Here is a 19,749-nt window from a genome sequence, read left to right as displayed (position 1 = left end):
TCATAACATCAAACAGTGAAGAATAAAAAACCGCCCGAAGGCGGTTAGGTTCCCTCCTTAATCACAGGAGGGTCGGGGTGGATTTAATCCGATAGCAGTTTAGTGCCCACCACCATTAATTGCTTTGGTCATCTCTTCAACAACTTTCTTGGCATCACCAAAGATCATCATGGTTTTGTCATTGTAGAACAAATCGTTGTCTAGACCCGCATAACCTGTTGCCATAGAGCGCTTGATCACCATAATGGTACGAGCTTTATGTGCTTCAAGAATCGGCATACCATAAATCGGTGAGCTTGGATCATCTTTAGCTGCTGGGTTAACAACGTCATTTGCACCAATAACCAACACCACGTCTGTTGCAGGGAAGTCCGAGTTAATCTCATCCATTTCCAAGATGTCTTCATATGCAACGTCAGCCTCAGCCAACAATACATTCATATGACCCGGCATACGACCTGCAACTGGATGGATCGCAAAGCGAACTGTTACACCTTGTTCTTTCAAAATTTCGCAAAGCTCTTTAACGGCATTTTGTGCACGACCTTGCGCCATACCATAACCTGGTACGATCACAACACTATCCGCATTCGACATCAAGAAGCCAGCATCATCCGCAGAACCTGAACGGTAGTTACGCTGAACTTGTTCACCTTTGTCCGTAGAAGCAACAGCTGCCCCACCCATTGCACCACCAAACAAGACATTGATGATTGAACGGTTCATTGCTTTACACATGATGTAAGACAGAATCGCACCTGAAGAACCCACCAGTGAACCTGCAACAATCAGCATGTTGTTTTCAAGCGTAAAACCAATACCTGCCGCAGCCCAACCAGAAAATGAGTTCAGTAGCGAAACCACAACTGGCATATCACCGCCACCGACTGGAGCAATCCACACCCAGCCAAAGACTAGTGCAAGTGCTGTCATCGCCCAGAAAGCCTGCATATTGCCAGTGGTAAAGAAGTACACACCACAAGCCAGCATCGCAAGAAAAACAATCGCTTGAACAGGTTTAACCCAAGCACCAGAAATGGTTTTTGCCCATTTCTTTGCAGCCAACTTACCATAAGCAAATACAGATGCAGTAAAGGTAATCGCACCAACAAAACAACCCACGAACAATTCAAACAAATGAACTTTGCTCATATGTGCATGCTGTACACCAGCAGCAGTTAAAGCAGATTCGTTTTGCGCAAATAAAGCAGTCAGTTGGTTATTATGTAAAATCGCAGCAATCGCAATCAATACCGCAGCCAAACCAACAAGTGAATGCATCAATGCTACAGTTTCAGGCATTTGTGTCATTGGAACAGTACGTGCACGTGCAATACCCACAATTGCACCAAGCACCATTGCACCACCAATCATCCAAACGACTGGATGATCTGCAACAAAGAATGTGGTGATCACAGCAATCGCCATCGCGATCATACCGTAACGGTTACCAGCAATCGCAGTTTTAGGACCTGAAAGACCACGCAACGTCAAAATAAAAAGGACCGCACCAACAAGGTAGAACCAATCCGCATACTCTCGAATAAATTCCATAGATTAGCCCTCTTTTTTCTTTTGCTTTGGCTTAAACATTTCAAGCATACGTGCAGTCACTGCGAAACCACCAAAAATGTTAATACTTGCCAAGAACACTGCAATTGCACCAAGTACACTGACAACATTCACAGACTGAAATTGTACATTTGCTTCAACAACACCTGGAATTCCAACAGTTTGTATCATCGCACCAACAACGATAATTGAGGACAATGCATTGGTTACCGCCATTAACGGCGTATGTAATGCAGGTGTTACTCCCCAAACCACGTAGTAACCAACAAAGATGGCTAAGACGAAAATAGTAATAGTTTCAACCATGATGACTCTCCTTAACCACGCTTCAGCAGTACTTGACCGCCATGAGTTACTAGAAGTGCTTTTTGAATCTCATCTTCTTGATTGATCGCAAAGTTTTTCTCTTGATCAAATAAAGTTTCAACGAAATTAAATACATTACGTGCGTACAGTGCTGAAGCTTCAGTCGAAACTGTAGATGGAATATTTGGAATACCCAAAATAGTCACGCCATTGTCTGTGACAACATTTTCACCATTCTTGGAACCTTCAACGTTTCCGCCAGTTTCTACTGCCATGTCCAAAATGATTGAACCTGGTTTCATTTTGGCAACGGTCTCAGCCTTAATTAAGCGTGGAGCATCACGACCTGGCAACAACGCAGTTGTAATCACGATGTCTGCATTTGACACTGCTTTATCTACGATGACAGCTTGATCTTGAATGTACTGCTCACCAGGCATCCAGCCATAACCATTTTTAGCAGCATCGGCAGCCTTTTGCTTTTCTTCATCAGACATTGGAACGTCTAACCACTTTCCGCCCAATGATTCAACTTGGTCACGAGCAGTTGGCCGTAGATCAGTAGCTTCAACCACAGCTCCTAAGCGTTTTGCTGTTGCAATTGCTTGAAGACCTGCAACCCCAACGCCCATAATGACAACACGTGCTGGTTTAACTGTACCCGCAGCAGTCATCAGCATCGGGAACATTCGTTGATATTCCGCAGCAGCAAGAAGCACTGACTTATAACCTGCAAGGTTGGCTTGAGAGGACAATACATCCATATTTTGCGCACGTGAAAGTGTACGAGGCAAAAGCTCTAACGCAAATGCAGACACTTGTTGTGACGCAAATTGGTCAAGTTCAGTATTGCGATACGGGTCAAACATCGCCACGACGGTTGTACCCGCAGCAAGTTTTTGAATTTCGTCTCCTTGCGGTGAACGAACTTTCAGAATCATTTGACTGCCCGTATAGGCATCATCCGTGATCTTAGCGCCGACTTGTTCATAAGCACTGTCAATATACGCAGCTTTCTTACCAGCTCCACGTTCAATGACAATGCTATGACCAGCACTAATCAACTTTTTTACTGTCTCTGGCGTTGCAGCTACACGGTTTTCACCGATGACAGTTTCTTTTGGGATTCCAATCTGCATGAGCGTTCCTCAAGCTAATTTTTCTTTAAGTCAACATCGTCAATAAACGATGCTTCCCCCAGATGCGTTTGTTATGAATTTTTGGATTCTAATTGAACTTTTTTAAAATACCACCCAATATTTATTTAATAAATACCCATATTTTGAACTGATGATTCACAAATATAATTGTAAGATATACCTACTATTCAATTTATTGTATTTTTCCTGTATTGCAGATCCTGCATTTTCTAACATCCTTTGACTCCAGTTTGACTAATTGATCTTTTTTTCATCATATCTTTACTGTTTTTCATCAAAACTTGCTTCAATGAATTGGCATTTATGGCATTTTTTTATCTTTTTCTAGCGTATCCATTGTGGCTTAAATACGCTATAAAACAATAGATTTAACCTAAATATCATTCACAGTATTGGCATTTCTGACAATTTATAACTGTTTTCATCCTACTTCAATTGGCTTTTTATGACATTTTTTTAGTCAAAAATGTAAGTTATTTTTCATTCCATTTTTTAATTTCATTAATAAAAAAAAGTACTTGGAATAAATAACCTCATTAACCTATATCCAAGTCAAAACCAATTACAAAAATTTTTACTCTTTTTCAATTTGCCATTTTGTCAATTAATAGTACCGAACACCATTCAGATGAGTTGCTTATAAATTGCACCACTTTTGTGCAAAAAACAATACAACAATCTCAAACCGACAAAAACAAATTATTCTGCGTTGATTTTGATCAATTTTTTATTTTAATACGAGCTCATTGCCGAGTAAAAAATTGCATAAAGCATTATTTGCTTGTGTAGTATTCCTTTTATTATGCAAATTCATTGCTTTTTTGCATTTCACCTGATGAAAAACAACATTTATACTGCTTGTTCAAATATACATGTCGAATGACGACATCGTTAATGCAGTCAAATTCATGAAATTTTCTATCTCTAGCACACAGCTTGGTTCAATTTTCGCACTGGGTGCAGCTTTCTTGTTTAGTACTAAAGCTATTTTTATTAAACAAGCCTATGCTTTATCGCCATTAGTCGATAGTACAGTCCTTATGGCTTTACGAATGGCAAGTGCATTACCCTTCTTTCTTCTATTATGTTGGTTCAACCGCCACCATAACAAAAACATCACACCTAGGGATTGGGGTTTATTGGTCGCTGCTGGTTTGATGGGGTATTATTTTTCAAGTTGGTTAGATTTTGCTGGCTTAATGTACATCAGCGCTTCACTTGAACGAATTATTTTATTTCTCTACCCTACACTGACTGTAATCGCCACAAGCTTTATTTATAAACAGAAGTTAAATCTTAGAACCATCATCGCAATTGCATTAAGCTATGGCGGAACCGTCATTGTGATGCTCCAAGAGCAAAGTACTGTGCCACATGAAGGAAATTTCTGGCTAGGCGTAAGTTTGGTATTTGCCAGTGCGGTATCCTTTGCTACTTATTTATTGATGACACCCCGTTTAATTCAAAAGTTTGGCTCATGGAATTATACAGGCTTGGCTTTAAGCATTGCCTGTTTTGGTACTTTAACGCATTTTGCTATTGCGACACCCCACCCAATACAACTCCTCAATCAACTGCCGATGACCGTCATTTGGTATGGTATAGCCTTGGGTTTATTGGTTACTGTATTACCTACGATTTTGGTAGCTCAGAGTATTTCTCGCTTGGGAGCAGCACAAGCTGCAATGATTGGTTCAATTGGTCCCATTCTCACCATTATTTTGGCAGTTGCTTTGCTGGGTGAACATATGAATGCGATACAATGGTTTGGTTGCTTGTTGAATATCATCGGTGTCATGATGATCACCTTATCTAAAAAGAAACTTGCACACTAAGTTTTGTAAAAGTTTGGAAGAAATATGCATTTTAAAATTGTATCGCCAAGTGCGTGCGTAGATATTGAAAATATCAAATTGGCTCAAACTCATTTAGAACGCTTAGGTCATCAAGTCAGTTTAGGACAACATGTTTTTGCACAATACCGTTATTTGGCTGGTACGATCGAACAGCGTGTAGAAGATTTAAAACAAGCTTGTTTAGATCCCACCGTAGATGCTGTTTGGTGTGGTCGTGGTGGTACAGGCGCTGCGATGTTATTGCCCTTTTTAGGTGAATGGATTTTAAATAAGCCAATTATTGGTTATTCAGACACAACCGTATTATTAAATTATATTGCCATGCATGGTGGTCAAGCTTTACACGCCCCCGTATTTCAAGAAATTGCGGTTAAGAACTTAGATAATTCACCATTATCTTATGATGCATTAAAAACCGTTAGTCTATTAACTGCGGACTCTCACAAACAAAACCTGTATGCATTATCTGCTATAAATAGGTTTAATCAAAATCAAGTGCTTGAGAACTTACATATATTAGGGGGTAATCTGACAGTACTTTGTAGCTTACAAGGAACACCTCATGGTTTAGTGCTTGATCAACCGAGTGTCTTACTGATTGAAGATGTTGGTGAACCATATTATCGAATTGAACGCGCTTTCACTCAACTTCTACAAAGTATTCATACATCAAACCTCAAAGCTGTGGTGTTAGGTGATTTTTATCAGTGTCCACAGAAAAACGTACCTCAAACGATTGCAGAGATTGTCGCGGAACACTTAGAAGCGCTCAACATTCCACTTTACCAATGTGATTGGTTTGGTCATGGTGCAGTCAACCGCCCTTTTTGGATTGGTCAGAAAGGAAAAATTACAGGTACTCAGTTAATCATTGGGTGAGGCTACATAAAACCGATTGAATCAAGCGGTATAAATAACGGAACTCAACACTGATCGTGATGTTCAATCTTGAAAAAACTGCATATTGATTAAATTGCTGATCACTTCCTGAAAATGAGCCCCTGCTGAAGTTTGTCCCAATTCATCATTTGGATTTCGTAAGGGGCATTGTTGCAAGGATAAGCAACCACAACCAATACATTTATCCAACTGTTGACGTAATTTCAGCAAATCCATAATTTTCTGATCCAATTGGGTTTGCCATGCTTGAGACATTTCCTGCCAATCGGACTTACTGGCAACTTTCTGACGAGGCAATATCGCGAAGGCATCCTTGACTTGTTGCAAACTGATGCCGACTTGTTGTGCAATTTTAACAATCGCAACACGTCTTAACATTGCACGCTGATAGCGTCTTTGATTCCCTTGCGTACGCGTACTCCAAATCAAATCTTTATCTTCATAAAAGCGAATCGCAGGTACGCTTACACCACTCCGTTGAGCAAGCTCGCCGATGGTCAACCATTGTCCCAAGTGCTTTTCCGCAAGCTGATTTTGCTCTTCATCAAGCATTTGAATCAGATTCTGTTGATCAATCTGTTTTGAATTTGTTTGCTCTGGCTGTTTTTGTTTCCCGCAATGATTTAATTTCAATTTTTGCTTGACCTACAGTTAACTTGAGCTTTGATACTAGCAAAAGTTTCCCATTGATAGAATGTTGACAATATGAATTCGAAATCAGATCTTCCACAAATCAAATCATTTCAGATGACCAACCCAAATACTCTTTATAATCCCACAGCATTTGCGTATAGTCATGTGGCTGAAGTGCGTCATTATTTACGTATTTTGCACATATCTGGACAAGGTGGTGAAAACCAACAAGGACAATTATCCAAAGATTTTGCGCAACAAGTTCATCAAGCTTTTATCAATCTGCAACACGCTTTACATGCAGTAGATGCATCATTAATGGATATTGCTGTTTTAAGAATACTCGTGGTCGATCATAGCCCTAAAAAACATCAGTTTTTAATTCAGGAAATGCAACAGCTTTGGAAAAATCAAAACTTTCCAGCTTGCACATTAATTCCTGTCCCGTGTCTTGCCTTACAAGGGATGCTCATTGAAATTGAAGCAACCGCTTATTGTATGTAACTTCGAGAACTAGGAAATTTTTATGAATGCTCAACTCGATATTAGCCAAAATAAAGCATTACTTTGGCTAATGGCGATTGCCTGTGGTTTATGTGCGGGAGCAAACTACTATAGCCAACCTTTAATCCACTCGATTCAACAATACTTTAATATGCCTGAATCGCAAGTTGCGCTTACTGTGACTTTTGCCCAAGTATCCTATGCGCTTGGGCTGTTATTCATTGTGCCTCTGGGTGATATTGTCAATAAAATTAAATTTATTCCGTGGCTGATGTTTTGTGCTGCCATTGGTTTATTGATGTGTGCATTTGCCATCAATCTTCCTATGCTTTGGGCAGGTACCATCATTACAGGTCTATTTTCTGTTGCTGCACAAGTTCTCATCCCGCTTGCGACCATGGCAGTAAAACCTGAAAAAACGGGTGAAGTGGTTGGTTTCCTCATGAGTGGTCTTTTGGTCGGGTTATTGCTTTCAACCAGTCTTGCAGGCTTGTTGTCAAACTTATTTAACTGGAAATTGATTTATTTTGTTAGTGCGGTATTGATGCTCATTTTGGCTTATTTACTGAAAACTCGCCTACCCCATGTGCCTATTTTAAAAATGAGCTATGCTCGAATTTTTCATTCGATGGCTTTGCTACTTAAAGATGAACGACGTTTAATTTACCGCGCCATTATTGGTGGTTTTGTTTTCGCAGCCATGAGTATTTTGTTTTCTACGATTGCCGTTTTACTGACCTCAGAACCCTTTAAACTGCCAGATGTATTGGTGGGTGTAGCCACATTGATTGGTGTATTTGGTGCCTTAGCAACTGCAAAGATTGGAAAAATCGCCGATCGAGGACATACCACAATTCTGACTTGGGTTGGAATCGCAGTCATGATTTTAAGTTGGGGACTACTCTATCTAGGGGGAACCAACTTAACTGCATACATTCTCGGCTATGGTCTTATTAGTTTTGGATTGGCTGTGGTACACACCAGCAATCAAAACATCATTTTCCGCCTACGCCCAGATGCAAAATCTCGAATCAACTCTATCTACATGACTGCCTATTTCACTGGGGGTGCATGTGGTTCAGCACTGGGCGTATATGCTTGGCATCACGGAGGCTGGACAATGACCTGCTTAGTTGGGCTAAGTTTAGTATTTGGAGCGGCACTGTTCTCTCTTTTAGATCGTCTATATCTCAATAGAGCACAGACCATTTAAAGCATTCTAAAATCAAAATCCTTCAAAATTTGGGGGATTTTGATTTTTTAAGAGACTTATTATTTTAATAAAAATACGGACACTGAAATCATTCTATTTGAATAATATTCACTGTAACTATTGTGTGAAAAAATCGATCATAATATATTCACATTAATAGTCTGCGATAAAATTCCAAAAAATGCGATGCACACAATTTAAATGGATATGCGGGTTACTATCTTGAAGCTATATGAATAAACAGTTGAGGAGCAGTAATTATACGGAAGATAAATCTCAGAACTTTAAAGAAATTTGTACAGGACAATCAATATTTTTGGAAAAAAACATCCAAATATCCATGATTATTCAAATTTAAAGTTGATACACTTTGGTCAAAATGATAACCCTGTCCTGTCTCTGTTAAAGCGTGATTGACAACATTCAAGTAAGTTTTTTCAACTCGCACAATAACCAACATTCATCCTCATAGATCAACCAAGAGTTTATCCCTTATGAAAAAAATACGATTAGCATGTTTACCGATCAGTTTTTTATGTACTTTTTCAAGCTTGGTCTCTGCTGCACCAATAGGAAATGAAAACTTATTATTAAGCCAAGCTTTTATAAACTGTGATAACAGTGCCCAAGGCATTATTGAACAGGCAGCTTGTCTAAAAGATGAGGAGGAGCGTCAAGATAAGCAATTGAATAGTATCTATAAAAAATTACAATCACATTTGAATGCTACCCAGAAAACGAAACTAGTTGCATCACAACGTATTTGGCTACAATCACGTCAAAGTGATGCTGAACTGGAAACAACGTTGTATGGTCAATCACAGCCAGACAACTTGCAAATTGAACTTAATGAGATACAACGTACAGCAGCCCGCACTGCGCAATTGCAACGCTATCTGATTTTATTGCAATAATGCAAATCAAAGCATAGAAATACTCAAGAACGAACATCGAGATCAAGATAAAACTAAAGGTTAAACATATGAAAAAATTTAAAAGTACTACATTATTGTTTATCTCTCTTCTTCCTTTTGCTGCTTTTGCCAATGATGAAATGTCTCATCCTCTTCCAGATGATTCTTATATTCATGCCAAATTAAGCAGCAGTTATGCTCAATGTATCAAGCAAAGTGGTGCTGTAACATTTGAAATGCAAAGCTGTATGGACCAAGAATATGCTCAACATAAGAACCGCGTTGAACAGGCCTTTGCCAAAATCATCAGTCGTCCAGACAGTGTGAAAAAAGACCAACAGATGGATGAGATCGCAGCATGGTGGGAAAACACCAACAAGTATTGTAATTGGGATTCTAAAACCGAAGGACAGGGACAAATGTTAGATGCACAGTCTTGCCGCCTGAACCGTATAGCTAATCTTGCGGATAAACTCAGACACTATTGAGTCTCATAAATTAAAACGAATACTAATCAGTATTGTAGACAGGATTTCGCTCTAAAATCTTAAAATATTTTTGCTCAAATACTTCGGAGCTTAACCGACCATTTGCAGAATGCCTTCTGATTTGATTGAAATAAACTTCAATCTATTCAAACAAGACTGAATTTGTTTGTTTTAGCAAATATGCTGAGCATCACGGAGGCTGGACAATAACCTGCTTGGTTAGACTAAGTTTAGTATTTAGAGCAACGCTGTTTTCTCTTTTAGATCATCTTTATATCGATAAAATCCAATCTGCTTAAAAAGATCTATGTAACAATCCCTCATGTGTTAGAGGGCTTGTTTTCTTTCAATTCATGACACTTGTAATAATGGATAAAATGGCGTATCCAAATCAAAATTTTGAGGATTTTCCAAAATAATATGCATACTTGCCGGGATTACGGCAATCAAGATATTACAACTGTCTTGTAGCAATTTGCGATTCATTGAACTGTTATAGGTTGCTCCACCCAAAATAATTTGATGTTGTAAAGTCAATAAACGTTGAAAAACAATCTCTAATAATGTGATCGAATCCTGTGCCTGTCGTGCTTCCGTTGCACGCATTTTTTCTGCAATAAATGCTTGCTTCCATGCTTTCTGATTTATTTTTTGATTTTGATCATCCCAAAAATTTTGAAATGTATAAGGACTTTCAATCAGTCGAGCAATTGCATCATGACATCTATCCCATAAAATATGCTGAATTTTTTGCTCTCGATCAAATCTCACTATACCGCTGAAAAATTGACTAAAATCTTGCTCACCGTCTTTGATTTTAACCAATTGTGGTGTGATTGCACTTAAAGCAATCCATAAACTGATAAATTTCAAATCAAGATCGCTTTCCAAAATCACAGCTTTTTTGAGCCAGCTCAAGCCACGATGTATACGTAAATTGAATTGCTCAGAATTTTCCGCTTTTTTACTTTTATAAACTTCTTCTAAAACCAACATCCCCAATACCTTAGATTATTTTTTTGATGATTTACCTTACGCAATGACAGTGTGGTGAGCAAGTGGTTTCAAACTGCTTATAAAATTAAATTTTATGCAAATTAAAAAATGTATTTTTTCTAATCCAAATTAATTTGATCATCAGTTTTACAAATCTTACGCTAATTTATTTTTTGAGGTTTCATTTATTTCTGATTTTAATTTTTCTATATCTGATTTAGCTCAATCATAAGTTGAGCTATTCAGAGGAATCCATTAAATGAAAGGCTAAATCTCAAAATTTGTAAATAAACATCATGTTGAGTAGGTTTTTCCACTTACCACCATCACCAGTAGCAAGCGAGCTAGCTGTTCCCCCAATAAACGGATCATTTTTGCTCATCATATATTCAGTATATAAAGTGATCTTCTTATAATCCCATTCCACACCCAAAATATTGCGCTTAGAATCATCGAAGTCCTTTTCTTTCTTATTAAATCCACTAAATACCATATATGGCGTTATATTGAATGAGTCCCATACATTCTTAAAAGCATAGCTGGAGTTAACCGTATAGAAGAAGCCTTTATTTGCAATGTCATATTCACCATCATATGAACCAAAAGTTGAACTATAAGGACTGAAAAGATCTTTATTGTTAATTGATTGCTTACCTCCTGTGAGCATCACATTTAAATTTTTATAGCGAATACGATTAAAGAGTGCCCAAGAATTTCTTGCACCATCATCAACAATTTTCTTATTTTCAATTTCTGAATACCAATAACTTCCACCTACTGATACTTTAAGGTCCTCGGTCGTTAAAAATTTAAGGTCTTGATCAACTCGTACGAGCCACATATTTTTCTCATTCAGATTTGTCTTCATCAAATCAGCTGATTTCACCATATTTGCAGTATAACGGGCAGCATCCTTACTTTTTCCATAATAATTTCCGCCATCAGCTACAAAATAAGCCAAATCAACCTTTGTGAATGAGGGCAACTCAAAATGGTAGTTAACACCTAAATTCATCGTATCTTGAAGTCCCATTGTTGTATTGATTCCTTCATAGAAACTACTGTCCCAAAATTGTCCTAGACCAAAAGGAATCGGCTGTAAACCAACTTTAAGATTGTCTGTTGAGTTTAAATGATAGCCAGCATTGGCTTGTACCAATGTGGAAAAATCACATAAGGTATCAAATTGATAACAGCGATATTGAAAATTACTGAATATGTTGGGAGAGCTATAGCCAATATTTAAAATAGCTGTATTAAATTTTATTTTTTGATCCGAAGCCTTATTCTCAAAGTTATTTTCTTGATAACTTGCTCGTAGTTCGCCAGAAACAGTTAACTTAGAATCTTTATCCTTATTCTCAAATTCCATCGTAGCATTTGCAAGTAAAGGCACATTTAAAAGTAGTGTGAATATCGTATATTTAAACAAATCATGTCTCATAAAATCATCCTTGATTATCATTTTATTAACAGGTCAGTAGACCTTAAATACTGAAAAAATTAAAAAAAACTAAAAACCATTATTCATTGCAAAGGCCAAAAGATGGCGATCACTTTTCTTTGCACCAATGATCTGAATACCAATCGGCATTTTATTTTCATAACATATCGGAACATTGATTACAGGATTTCCCAAAAAATTCCATATATTGGTCAGGCTAAGTAAAGCTGATTTAATATTTATAAAAGCACCATTTAAATACAAATCTTTTTGATAGAGATCAGTGGCTTGTATCGGCAATGTCGGCATGATGAGGTAATCGTACTGATCAAAAATTTTAGCAAGGTCTTCTTGATACTTTTTTTGAAAATCTAATGCGCTCACATACTCCCAACCTTTGGTTTGTTTGGCTTGTAGCAACCTCTCCAACACATCTTTCTGAAATAACTCTGGAGAATGCTCTACTTGATGATGATGGACGGTATATGCCTCGCTATTTTGAATAGCATAAAAATAGCGATGGATATCTTTGAAATTCGTTAAAACACTCGATACTTCATCAATTTGATTGTTCCAAAGTGAAAAAACTTGCTGCTTTAATTTCTGATATAAAGGGTAATCATAGTTTTCAATAAAATTATCAATGGATACCCAACCTAATTTCGGTGATCTCGTTGCTAACGTATTGGAGGCAAATTTATGATTTTGTTTATAATTTCCCTGTTTTAATAAACAAACAACCAAATCAATCTCTTGAGCGCTTTTTGCTAATATGCCTAAATGATCTAAGCTTTTAGACAAAGGGAAAACACCTTTCATTGAAAATTGCTGATAAGTCGGTTTAAAGCCCACAACTCCTGTTAAGCTTGCAGGTATACGAATCGAGCCGCCTGTATCTGTCCCAATTGCAATAGGTACAAGTCCAGCAGCAACCGCTACAGCACTACCACAACTAGATCCACCTGAAATTTTTGCAAGGTTCCATGGGTTTTTTGTCGCACCATGTACAGAAATATCCCCTGTTGGTCCATAAGCAAACTCATGCGTGTTGGTTTTTCCAATAATCACCGCGCCTAAAGCTTTAAGTTTTTGCACACATTCCGCGTCGACTTCGGGTAAATAGTTTTTGAAGAAATTGGAGCCCATAGAGGTTATAAGTTGAGCAGTCTCGATATTATCCTTGATCGCAATCGGTATACCCTGTAACGGGCCAAGATCTATTCCTTGATTAAAAAGTTCATCTGCATATTCGGCTTGTTGTATCGCATATTCATCATCGATATAACAAAATGCATTTAGCGCTTTATGCTGATTAATAGACTTTAAACTGTGCTGTGTAAGTGCTTTAGCAGTAATTTCTTTTGACCTAAGCATATTCGCAATTTGCTCAACATCAAGTTCAGAAAAATAGCCTTTTACTGGACACATTAACATTACAACTCCTTATATATAAAAATATAGATTCAGGAAACCAGATGAATTGTTCCCAAAGCCAAGAGCGATGTAATTGCCATGGAAATCACATTGCCAATATATGGATGTTGGTATTTAGGAAGCTTCTTTGAAATAAAAGCAGCTAAAGGTGGAGCAACGCATGCACCAATAAATGCACCTAAAATAATGGAGCTTAGACTTCCACCGAAGACTAAAACAGAGACTGGAGCAACTGAAGAAATCGGAATATATGTCGGATACCATCCATATTTTTCCCATTTACTTTTCCATAGAATAACTGCCGTCAGTGCAGCTAACATTTGACTAATTAATATGTTTCCAATCAGCCCACTTCCATATGCAATACTTAAAGGGTTCAGATAAATTGCCAACAAAGCGCCAATGATTAAGCCTAATCCAGCCCATTCATTTGCAATAAATTGAGATTCAGAGAAGTCAGCAAGCGCTCGTCTTACAACCCAAAATGGATTTGTATCCTTTCGTTCAATCTTTTCTTCTTCGATTGGTTCTTGTTTTTTTGTTTCTGTTTCTTGGACTAAACAACTTAAATTGAATTTTTTGAAAATAATAAATCCGATTAAGCTACCAATTGCCATACCTAAAACGTTACCAATAATACTTGGTAAATTTAAAGGGATACATACATAGTTGACGATGATGAGCGAAGAAGGTGTTACGAATAATGCACCAGCAACTGCACCAATCATTGCTATTTTAAAACCACGCCCATACATCAGTACCGTCGCAGCTGGTAATGATACAAAAGTAACAAATGTGGGCTGCCACGAGTTACTTTCAATAATCGTCCATCCCCAAATGATATTACTCAGAATCAAACTTAAACTTGAACTCAATAAAATCCATGGAAACAGACCCGTCCCATAACTTAATTTGAAGCCTTGCCATTTAGAACTGAATTTTGAAAAAAAGTAAGCAATCACTGAACCCATTAACAACCCAAGTGAAGCTAATTCGCTTTTATAAAATTGAGCCTCACTTATATCGCCCAGCCCCCACCTTAACCAAGTTAAGGCGGATGTCGGTGGTTGCATTGTTAAGTAATTATCCCAAACTTGGATTGAGCTTCTTTCTATCCATCCAACAATGATTATTGTTGACAGCATCATCAAAACAGCTAAAACAATATCAATCCCTTGATAATTTTTCATAGATCCCTCCTCATACATTAGCGAGGGAAAATATTGTGAGATTTATAACCTAACATCTCATCATAGATGTCCGTTCGTCTATCTCGGATTAGGTCATTATGCTTGTTCCAAATCGGCGCACCACGAGCAGCAACCAAATCAATATCTGCATATAGAATCATTTCTTTTTCTGCATCTGCAACACCCGCGATTGGCCAACCATTGGTGCCTGCAATTAATGAACATCCAAGAAAACGTTCACCTCTATCAGTTCCAACTCGATTTGCAGCAGCAATGTAGACATTATTCACATGCGCGGCAGTCATGGTGAGATATGAAGCCATACACTTACCACTTTCATCAAATAATGGAGGCGGTGTCCAAACCCAATTATTTACACTGCAAATAATATCCGCACCTTGTTGGGTTAATATTCTTGGAACTTCTGGAAACCAAATATCCCAACAAATTAACATCCCAATTCTTCCAATTGGTGTTTCAAACACAGGGAAGCCTGTATCACCAGGCGTAAACCAAAGTTTTTCAAGATTCCATAAATGTGCCTTGCGATATTTTCCAATAAGCCCATCAGGTCCGATTAAAACGGAAGTATCAAAAAGACGAACACCCTCTCTTTCTGCAATTCCTGAAACTAAATAAATTGAATGCTTACGTGCAAAATCTTGCCAGACTTGAATACTTGGTCCATTTGGAATTTCCTCTGCGTGATCAAATGCCTCTTTTCTATTTGTAAATAAATAGCCTGTATTTGCCAACTCAGGCATGACGATAAGATTTGCACCATTGTTGACAGCCTGAAGCGCCAAATCTAACCCATGGCGTAAATTCCTTTCTCTATTTTCCATACCCACTTGTGGATCAAATTGTATGACTGCCACTTTTACTGGGCTAACTGAAGTTTCTTCCATGTCCTTACCTCATTGATTATCCATACCAACCCAAACGTTTGGGTTGTGTTAAAAACTTAACCCAAACGTTTGCTCTTGTCAAATTTTAAACAATAATCCAATAATTTCTCTAACTTTTGAGGGAGAAAATGTTAAAATGTTGCTACTTGTTATTATGGTTTCATATGAATCGATCAAATAAAAATGTAACTTTAAAATTTCTGTCAAAAGAACTCGGCTTACATGTTTCTACAGTCTCAAGAATACTGAACGGCTCTATGGATAATGCCAGTTCCGCAGCAGCCCCAGAAACCATAGAAAAAGTAAAAAAATTAGCAGCCGATTTAAACTACCGACCAAATACTTTAGCAAAAAGTTTACAGAGCCAGAAAACCAATGTAATTGGGGTTTTAGTTCCAAAATTATCAGATCTTGTTTTAGCAAATATTTATGAAGGCATTGATGCTGCCGCCACACAAAATAATTATTTTACATTTGTTTCTAATACTAATGATCTGCCGATCAACCAAAAAAAATTGGGTGAAATGGCCCTTTCTAGAAAAGTGGATGGTTTAATCATTGCTGATGCACATACAGGAACTGAAGATTCACATCAGTTTTTCAATGAATTAATAGCACGAGATATTCCATTTGTGCTTGTAAGCCGTAGTTTAGAAAACTTTACCTCTGTTACCTGTGATGATTATCTTGGTGGAAGCTTAGCAGCAGAACATTTAATCACTGAGGGTCATCGTCGGATTGCTATCATTTCGGGTGAAGCTTTTGCCAGTACTGGTCTATTACGAACCAAAGGATTCAAAGACTATAGTTCCAGCAAAAATATAATGATTCCAGATGACTACATCATTAATTGCGGTTTTGATGTTGACTCTGGCTATCAAGCTGGACTTGAAATTCTATCCAAAAATGAATTGCCCACAGCAATTTTCACAGTGAATGATTTTATTGCGATTGGTGTAATGGGGGCAATCAAGGACAAGGGTTATATTCCCGGAAAAGATATTGCAGTCGTCGGGTTTAATAATATTTCTTTAACAGCTCAACTTCCTATTCCACTTACAACCATAGCTTCACCGATGTCCGAAATGGGATTTACGGCGATGGAATTATTATTAAAAAAGATAAATAAAGAACAAGTTGACTCTATAAAATTACGTCCAAAATTAATCAAAAGAAATAGTACTCTAGATTATTTAGTTGAATAATTTCAAGGGGATTTGTTGTGTAAAAATTTCACGATTACCTATTAATAAATAAAGCAATTAAAATCAATGCCTTAAAATAAAAAGCAATACTTACCCGATGAGCTTTACGCTTTTATATAAATCTTTAGAAGATTTAGTAATTCATTAACTTTGTACTTTTGAATGGCTTTGTTGCATAAAGACTACTTAAATATCTGATTTAAAAAGTTTTTAGTGTTTTTTGATCTGAAATTAATTTTATTAAAATCAATTTCTTACGTATTTATGCAACAAAGTCCTTTTGAATCATAAATAACCTTACAATCATGAAAAAACATAGATGCCACTATATTGAGTTAATGTTAAGCATATACCCCTCACTCAGCGAAAAATTTTTATCATCAAACAAAATCCTCTTAAGATTAATCTTATTGATTATGAAAAATTATATTTTGCTATATGAATTGCTCAACAGATTAATGATAAAACTCCAGATTGTCATAGTTTGCTCAATATCCAAAATTCACAACACAATAACAACAAGTTAAGTGAAATCATCACTTAATGATCTTTTTTTTAAAAAATACATTTTATATTTTTATCAATAAATGATTGATAATTATAAAATAATTACAGAAAAAATAAAAAATAATTTATTTTTTAATCGTACATTATTTACTCTTTTGATTTTTTAACCTAAGATTAAATAAATTAAAAAATGTATATATTATTAAAATATACAATTATTAGGAGAATGGCATGGATGACGCAATTTCCTTATCACAGCAATATGCACAAGGAATCACCGATCCAATTCAAGAGTTGGAAAGAGCGTTTGATGTTATACAACAGGTAAATGACAGCACTTTTATTTCCTTAAGCATAGAACGTGCTTATCGAGAAGCACACGCTTCGACTGAACGTTGGAAAGCTCATGCACCGTTATCTCTATTTGATGGTGTTCCCATTGCATGGAAAGACCTTTTTGATGTGCAAGGAACTGTGACCACAGCAGGTTCAAAAACCCGAGAGCATCATGCCGTTGCACAGCAAGATGCAGATGGCGTCATGCAACTGACTCGTATGGGTATGGTCAATCTGGGAAAAACCAATTTGACTGAATTTGCTTACTCTGGGTTAGGTTTAAACCCACACTTTGGCACACCTAAGAATGTGGTTGATCCACGATGTATTCCTGGGGGATCATCATCTGGCGCAGCAACATCTGTAGGACAAAAAATTGTTCCTATTTCTATGGGTACGGATACCGCAGGTTCAATTCGGATTCCTGCATCCTTTAATGGCTTAGTGGGTTATCGAAGTAGCAGTTCACGTTATAGTAAAAAAGGCGTTTTTCCTCTTGCCGCAAGCTTAGATAGCGTAGGTCCAATCAGTCGTAGTGTTCGTGACTGTATTGTTTTAGATCAGCTTATGCTTGGACAAATTCAGTCAAATATCCCCTCTCAACCGCAATCAAAAAACATGCAAATCTATGTCGATTTAGACATGCTTAACCACCCAAGCGTTCAGGATTGTGTGAAGCATAATTTCTTACAAACGATTGAAATACTCGAACAAGCAGAAATCCGTGTGGTGCATAAACGCATAGGTGCATTTGATCAAGCACAAACCCTGATTGACTCAGGTCAATGGCTAGGTGCTGCTGAGGCATATACCTTACATGAAGCCTTATTATACAGTGATCAAGCAGAACTCATGGATCAGCGGGTGAGAAAACGCCTGCTTTCGGCAAAAGATACCTTGGCTTCTAGCCAAATCCATCTTTATCAAATGGCACAGCATTTAAAAGCAAGCTTAAAAAAAGAACTGGCTGAAGGATTTTTACTGACGCCAACTACTGCACATACTGCACCTGAACTTGCACCTTTAGAGGCAGATGAAGCCTTATTTATCCAAACAAATCTCAACACGCTTAGATTAACCATGCCCGGCAGTTATTTAGATATGCCAAGTATCTCACTTCCGAATGGAACCGACTCAAATGGGCGCCCTACAGGAATTTTACTCTCAAGCTACAGTGGTAATGATCAAAGCCTTTTATCTGTCGCCCTGAGTATTGAACATATTCTTCACAACAATGATTAGCACAATCATTTTAGTTCCACCACACACTTAACTTTATTTTATCGAGGATGATGACATGGCTAAAAAGGAAATCTTAGTTTCATTTGGAGTTGACGTTGATGCAGTCGCTGGTTGGCTAGGATCTTATGGCGGTGAAGACTCGCCAGATGATATTTCACGAGGCTTGTTTGCAGGTGAAGTCGGGGCAATACGTTTACTGAATCTATTTAAAAAGTTTGGTTTAAAAACCACTTGGTTTATTCCAGGGCACTCTGTAGAAACATTCCCTGAACAAATGAAAGCCGTTGTAGATGCTGGACATGAAATTGGTATGCATGGTTATAGCCATGAAAATCCAATTGCGATGACACCTGAACAAGAGGAAGCAGTGCTGGATAAAGCAATTGCGCTCATTACTGAATTATCGGGCAAACGTCCAACAGGATATGTCGCACCATGGTGGGAATTCAGTAATGTTACCAACGAACTTTTGTTAAAAAAAGGCATCAAATATGACCATAGTTTGATGCATAACGATTTCACACCTTATTACGTTCGTGTGGGTGATTCGTGGACCAAAATTGATTATAGCCAACAGCCTGAAACATGGATGAAACCACTACTTCGTGGTGAGGAAACGGACTTGATTGAGATTCCTGCCAATTGGTATCTCGATGATTTACCCCCGATGATGTTTATTAAAAAATCTCCAAATAGTCATGGTTTTGTCAATCCTCGTGATATCGAACAAATGTGGAAAGACCAATTTGACTGGGTCTATCGAGAAATGGATTATGCCGTTTTCCCGATCACCCTACACCCAGACGTTTCTGGTCGACCACAAGTTTTATTGATGTTGGAACGTCTGATTGAACACTTCAAAGCCCACGATGGGGTGAAATTCGTCACCATGGATGAAATTGCAAACGACTTCGCGCAGCGCTGTCCTCGCAAAGGTTAAA

General features: G+C 37.6%; 18 protein-coding genes and 1 pseudogene. 9 read left to right on the top strand and 10 right to left on the bottom strand.

Going from position 1 to position 19,749, the window contains the following annotated elements; genetic code table 11:
- Nucleotides 1-99: 99 nt before the first annotated feature.
- The 3 genes from AC1Z3T_RS13490 to AC1Z3T_RS13480 are packed head-to-tail and all read right to left on the bottom strand — an operon-like array spanning nt 100 to nt 3,017.
- Entirely contained in the window at nt 100-1,554 is a 1,455-nt protein-coding gene (locus tag AC1Z3T_RS13490; protein ID WP_009585734.1) for an NAD(P)(+) transhydrogenase (Re/Si-specific) subunit beta, read from the bottom strand.
- Nucleotides 1,555-1,557: 3 nt separating this feature from the next.
- Nucleotides 1,558-1,878 (bottom strand): proton-translocating transhydrogenase family protein, encoded by a 321-nt coding sequence (locus tag AC1Z3T_RS13485; protein WP_005030974.1) that lies wholly within the window; start codon nt 1,876-1,878, stop codon nt 1,558-1,560.
- An 11-nt stretch (nt 1,879-1,889) separates the two neighbouring features.
- Nucleotides 1,890-3,017, bottom strand: a complete 1,128-nt coding sequence (locus AC1Z3T_RS13480; RefSeq protein ID WP_004827733.1) for a Re/Si-specific NAD(P)(+) transhydrogenase subunit alpha — start codon at nt 3,015-3,017, stop codon at nt 1,890-1,892.
- Nucleotides 3,018-3,946: 929 nt separating this feature from the next.
- On the opposite strand from AC1Z3T_RS13480, the gene AC1Z3T_RS13475 reads away from it, so the two are divergent.
- Both AC1Z3T_RS13475 and AC1Z3T_RS13470 read left to right on the top strand, forming a co-directional pair.
- Nucleotides 3,947-4,873: a DMT family transporter gene (locus tag AC1Z3T_RS13475; RefSeq protein WP_010590755.1), complete on the top strand. Its 927-nt coding sequence runs from the start codon at nt 3,947-3,949 to the stop codon at nt 4,871-4,873.
- Between the two features lie 24 nt (nt 4,874-4,897).
- Nucleotides 4,898-5,773 (top strand): S66 peptidase family protein, encoded by an 876-nt coding sequence (locus tag AC1Z3T_RS13470; protein WP_004827730.1) that lies wholly within the window; start codon nt 4,898-4,900, stop codon nt 5,771-5,773.
- 63 nt (nt 5,774-5,836) lie between these two features.
- Here the strand turns inward: AC1Z3T_RS13470 and soxR are convergent, their stop codons facing one another.
- On the bottom strand, nt 5,837-6,427 hold the full coding sequence (gene soxR, locus AC1Z3T_RS13465) for a redox-sensitive transcriptional activator SoxR (RefSeq protein WP_009585678.1): 591 nt from the start codon (nt 6,425-6,427) through the stop codon (nt 5,837-5,839).
- Nucleotides 6,428-6,499: 72 nt separating this feature from the next.
- Here soxR and AC1Z3T_RS13460 point away from each other — a divergent pair, with 72 nt between their 5' ends.
- The 4 genes from AC1Z3T_RS13460 (at nt 6,500) to AC1Z3T_RS13445 (ending at nt 9,546) form a co-directional block, all read left to right on the top strand.
- The gene (locus tag AC1Z3T_RS13460; RefSeq protein WP_004827725.1) at nt 6,500-6,931 is read left to right on the top strand and encodes a RidA family protein; all 432 of its coding nucleotides are present in this window, start codon (nt 6,500-6,502) and stop codon (nt 6,929-6,931) included.
- A gap of 22 nt (nt 6,932-6,953) precedes the next feature.
- Nucleotides 6,954-8,144, top strand: a complete 1,191-nt coding sequence (locus AC1Z3T_RS13455; protein WP_100884538.1) for an MFS transporter — start codon at nt 6,954-6,956, stop codon at nt 8,142-8,144.
- 494 nt (nt 8,145-8,638) lie between these two features.
- Nucleotides 8,639-9,058 (top strand): lysozyme inhibitor LprI family protein, encoded by a 420-nt coding sequence (locus AC1Z3T_RS13450; protein ID WP_009585720.1) that lies wholly within the window; start codon nt 8,639-8,641, stop codon nt 9,056-9,058.
- Between the two features lie 68 nt (nt 9,059-9,126).
- Nucleotides 9,127-9,546, top strand: coding sequence for a hypothetical protein (locus AC1Z3T_RS13445; protein ID WP_100884537.1), 420 nt, complete (start codon nt 9,127-9,129; stop codon nt 9,544-9,546).
- A gap of 22 nt (nt 9,547-9,568) precedes the next feature.
- Here the strand turns inward: AC1Z3T_RS13445 and AC1Z3T_RS13440 are convergent.
- From AC1Z3T_RS13440 to AC1Z3T_RS13415, 6 genes and pseudogenes are all read right to left on the bottom strand, one after another.
- A pseudogene (locus AC1Z3T_RS13440) lies at nt 9,569-9,718 on the bottom strand (IS3 family transposase); the annotation flags it as partial.
- Nucleotides 9,719-9,897: 179 nt separating this feature from the next.
- Complete coding sequence (locus AC1Z3T_RS13435; RefSeq protein WP_100884536.1) at nt 9,898-10,542, bottom strand: HEPN domain-containing protein; 645 nt, start codon at nt 10,540-10,542, stop codon at nt 9,898-9,900.
- A 274-nt stretch (nt 10,543-10,816) separates the two neighbouring features.
- The gene (locus AC1Z3T_RS13430; protein WP_100884535.1) at nt 10,817-11,986 is read right to left on the bottom strand and encodes a hypothetical protein; all 1,170 of its coding nucleotides are present in this window, start codon (nt 11,984-11,986) and stop codon (nt 10,817-10,819) included.
- A gap of 69 nt (nt 11,987-12,055) precedes the next feature.
- A complete protein-coding gene (locus AC1Z3T_RS13425; RefSeq protein ID WP_100884534.1) occupies nt 12,056-13,420 on the bottom strand; it encodes an amidase in 1,365 nt (454 codons plus the stop codon).
- Nucleotides 13,421-13,449: 29 nt separating this feature from the next.
- Nucleotides 13,450-14,610, bottom strand: coding sequence for a hypothetical protein (locus AC1Z3T_RS13420; protein ID WP_100884533.1), 1,161 nt, complete (start codon nt 14,608-14,610; stop codon nt 13,450-13,452).
- A gap of 17 nt (nt 14,611-14,627) precedes the next feature.
- Nucleotides 14,628-15,518, bottom strand: a complete 891-nt coding sequence (locus tag AC1Z3T_RS13415) for a nitrilase family protein (RefSeq protein ID WP_100884532.1) — start codon at nt 15,516-15,518, stop codon at nt 14,628-14,630.
- A 164-nt stretch (nt 15,519-15,682) separates the two neighbouring features.
- Between AC1Z3T_RS13415 and AC1Z3T_RS13410 the strand changes: the two genes are divergently transcribed.
- The 3 genes from AC1Z3T_RS13410 (at nt 15,683) to AC1Z3T_RS13400 (ending at nt 19,748) form a co-directional block, all read left to right on the top strand.
- Complete coding sequence (locus AC1Z3T_RS13410) at nt 15,683-16,723, top strand: LacI family DNA-binding transcriptional regulator (RefSeq protein WP_167387347.1); 1,041 nt, start codon at nt 15,683-15,685, stop codon at nt 16,721-16,723.
- Between the two features lie 738 nt (nt 16,724-17,461).
- On the top strand, nt 17,462-18,808 hold the full coding sequence (locus tag AC1Z3T_RS13405; protein WP_483396689.1) for an amidase: 1,347 nt from the start codon (nt 17,462-17,464) through the stop codon (nt 18,806-18,808).
- A gap of 55 nt (nt 18,809-18,863) precedes the next feature.
- Entirely contained in the window at nt 18,864-19,748 is an 885-nt protein-coding gene (locus AC1Z3T_RS13400) for a polysaccharide deacetylase family protein (RefSeq protein ID WP_100884529.1), read from the top strand.
- The last annotated feature ends 1 nt before the right edge of the window (nt 19,749 follow it).

The sequence above is a fragment of the Acinetobacter sp. B-6 genome (assembly GCF_056930735.1).
This window is presented reverse-complemented; position numbering and strand designations above follow the sequence as displayed.